2 protein-coding genes and 1 pseudogene are annotated in these 3,384 nt (G+C 68.9%); all 3 read left to right on the top strand.

Annotated elements, in window-relative coordinates; genetic code table 11:
• Nucleotides 1-78 precede the first annotated feature (78 nt).
• A pseudogene (prcB, locus tag QH283_RS17855) lies at nt 79-840 on the top strand (proteasome subunit beta); the annotation flags it as partial.
• Complete coding sequence (gene prcA / locus QH283_RS17850) at nt 837-1,643, top strand: proteasome subunit alpha (RefSeq protein WP_280504126.1); 807 nt, start codon at nt 837-839, stop codon at nt 1,641-1,643. The pseudogene prcB and the gene prcA, both read left to right, overlap by 4 nt.
• A gap of 244 nt (nt 1,644-1,887) precedes the next feature.
• A complete protein-coding gene (gene pafA, locus QH283_RS17845; RefSeq protein ID WP_280504125.1) occupies nt 1,888-3,246 on the top strand; it encodes a Pup--protein ligase in 1,359 nt (452 codons plus the stop codon).
• The last annotated feature ends 138 nt before the right edge of the window (nt 3,247-3,384 follow it).

Below are 3,384 nucleotides of genomic sequence, written 5' to 3'. Positions count from 1 at the left end.
GGCGCTCCCTGTTTCCCCTCACACCACCAGCCCTCCCCCCCCCCCCCGTCTTTTTTGTTTCCCAAAATCTAGCGCGCCACCCGCGGCCCCCCCGGGGGGGGGGGGCGCCCCCCCGTCGCTAGGGACATCGCCCCGCACGGCACCACCATCGTCGCGGTCAGCTACCGCGGCGGCGTGCTGATCGCCGGCGATCGCCGGGCAACCCAGGGAAATCTGTTGGCCAGCAGGGACATGGAGAAGGTGTACATCACCGACACCTTCTCCGCGGCCGGTATCGCGGGCACCGCGGGCATGGCCGTGGAGCTGGTGCGTCTGTTCGCGGTGGAGCTCGAGCACTACGAGAAGATCGAGGGCGTGCCCCTCACCTTCGACGGCAAGGCCAACAAGCTGTCGAAGATGGTGCGCGACAACTTCCCCGCCGCGATGCAGGGCCTGGCCGTGGTGCCGGTCCTGGTCGGCTACGACGAGCGCGTCGCCTCCGACCCGGATCGGGCCGGGCGCATCGTGTCCTACGACGTGGTCGGCGGGCGCAGTGAGGAACGCTTCGGGTACACCGCTGTGGGTTCGGGGTCGATGTTCGCCAAGACCTCGCTGAAGAAGCTGTACGCCAAGGGGATCGACCAGGACCGGGCGTTGCGGATCGCCGTCGAGGCGCTCTACGACGCCGCCGACGACGACACCGCCACCGGCGGTCCCGACCTGCTGCGCGGGATCTACCCGACCGCGGTCGTGATCGACGCCGAGGGCGCGCTCGAGGTGGCCGAGGAGCGTCTGGCCGAGATCGCCCGCGGCATCGTGGCCGATCGCACCGCGGCCCAGGAAGGGGGTGCCCGCGCATGACGCTGCCGTACTACGCGTCCGCCGAGCAGATCATGCGGGACAAGACCGAGCTCGCCCGCAAGGGCATCGCTCGGGGTCGCAGCGTGATCGTGCTGACCTACGACAAGGGCGTGCTGTTCGTGGCCGAGAATCCCTCGGCCACGCTGCACAAGGTCAGCGAGCTCTACGACCGCATCGGGTTCGCCGCGGTGGGCAAGTACAACGAGTTCGAGAGCCTGCGCCGCGGTGGCATCCTGCAGGCCGACCTGCGGGGCTACCAGTACGACCGGCGCGATGTCACCGGCCGTGCGCTGGCCAACGCCTACGCGCAGACCCTCGGCTCGATCTTCAACGACCAGCTCAAGCCGTTCGAGGTGGAGATCTGTGTGGCCGAGGTCGGCTACGCCGACGAGCCGCCGCAGGCGGTGCTGTTCCGCATCGCCTACGACGGGTCGATCGTGGACGAGCGCGAGTTCGTGGTCATGGGCGGCACCACCGAGCCCATCGTCACGGCGTTGAAGGGGTCCTACAAACCCGGCCTCGAGCTGGGTGCGGCGATCGGGATCGCGGTCAAGGCCCTGCAGGCCGCCATCCCCGAGGCCGAGAAGGACAAGCGCACCATCGGCGTCCCGCAGCTCGAGGTCGCCACCCTGGAGCAGGCAAGGCCGCGCCGGGCGTTCCGGCGGGTGCCGACGGCCACGCTCGAGCAGTTGCTCGCCGCCGATTCGGCGGGCGACGGTGCGGATGCGGCGGCGAAGAAGGCCACCACCACGGTGGAACTGCCGCCGGACGGCGCAGAGGAATCGGGCGATTCCGCCGGCTGAGTCCACCGGCTGAGTCCACCGGGTGAAATCGGGCCGGAAAGCGACGGAAATCACCCGAAGGGTCCGTGCGCGAGCCATCGGTTCGCGCGCGGACCCTTCGCGTTTTCCGGGCAGGAGAATTTCGCCCGGAAACGCGCGAGTACCGGACGGAAACGCCGGTGCCACCCCGAATCGTTGTGAAGACGTGTGCCTGGCTGTTGTCCGACCGCCCCGCTACCGGCGCTGTTGGCTGTAACCTCGAAGAGTGCAGCGACGAATTATGGGGATCGAGACCGAGTTCGGTGTGACATGCACCTTCCACGGTCACCGTCGGCTGTCCCCCGACGAAGTTGCCCGGTACCTCTTCCGCCGGGTGGTGTCCTGGGGCCGTAGCTCGAACGTGTTCCTCCGCAACGGTGCTCGCCTCTATCTCGACGTCGGCTCGCATCCCGAGTACGCGACTGCCGAGTGCGACAGCCTGCATCAGCTGGTCACGCACGACCGGGCGGGGGAGCGGGTGCTCGAGGATCTGCTCATCGACGCCGAGCAGCGGCTCGCCGAAGAGGGGATCGGCGGTGACATCTACCTGTTCAAGAACAACACCGACTCCGCGGGCAACTCCTACGGCTGCCACGAGAACTTCCTCGTGGTGCGGGCCGGGGAATTCTCCCGGATCTCCGACGTGCTGCTGCCGTTCCTGGTCACCCGCCAGCTGATCTGCGGCGCGGGCAAGGTGCTCCAGACGCCGAAGGCGGCCACCTTCTGCCTGTCGCAGCGGGCCGAGCACATCTGGGAGGGCGTCTCCTCGGCGACCACCCGTTCGCGGCCGATCATCAACACCCGCGACGAGCCGCACGCCGACGCCGAGAAGTACCGGCGACTGCACGTCATCGTGGGCGACTCGAACATGTCCGAGACCACCACGATGCTCAAGGTGGGCACCGCGGCGCTGGTGCTGGAGATGATCGAGGCGGGCGTGTCCTTCCGCGACTTCGCCCTCGACAATCCGATCCGGGCCATCCGCGAGGTCAGCCACGACCTCACCGGCCGCAGGCCCGTGCGCCTGGCGGGCGGACGGCAGGCCAGCGCGCTGGACATCCAGCGCGAGTACTACGCCCGCGCGGTCGAGCACCTGCGCAATCGTGACCGCGATCCGCAGATCGACCAGGTCGTCGACCTGTGGGGCCGGGCTCTGGACGCGGTGGAGGCGCAGGACTTCGCCAAGGTCGACACCGAGATCGACTGGGTGATCAAGCGCAAGCTGTTCCAGCGCTATCAGGACCGCTACAACATGGAGCTGTCCGACCCGAAGATCGCCCAGCTCGACCTGGCCTATCACGACATCAAGCGCGGCCGCGGCGTGTTCGACCTGCTGCAGCGCAAGGGCCTGGCCAAGCGGATCACCGAGGACGAGGCGGTCGACGCCGCGGTGGACACCCCGCCGCAGACCACCCGCGCCAAGCTCCGCGGCGACTTCATCACCGCCGCCCAGGAGGCCGGTCGCGACTTCACCGTCGACTGGGTGCACCTCAAGCTCAACGACCAGGCGCAGCGCACCGTGCTGTGCAAGGACCCGTTCCGGTCGGTCGACGAGCGGGTGGAGCGGCTCATCGCCTCGATGTAGGCGCCGCGGCACCCCCAAACGAGCACGGAGAACCCCCCACACCCCCCGCGGGAGGGGGGTTTAGCGCGCCGCCGGGCACCCCCCCCCCCGCGGCGGAATCACACAAAACGGGGGGGCTATACAATAAGCAGCGGCGGA

Origin of the sequence: Nocardia farcinica, assembly GCF_029867845.1 — a bacterium.
In the GTDB taxonomy this organism is placed as follows: Bacteria; Actinomycetota; Actinomycetes; order Mycobacteriales; family Mycobacteriaceae; genus Nocardia; species Nocardia farcinica_A.
Note: the sequence above shows the minus strand (reverse complement) of the source record. Positions and strands in the feature narration are given on the sequence as shown.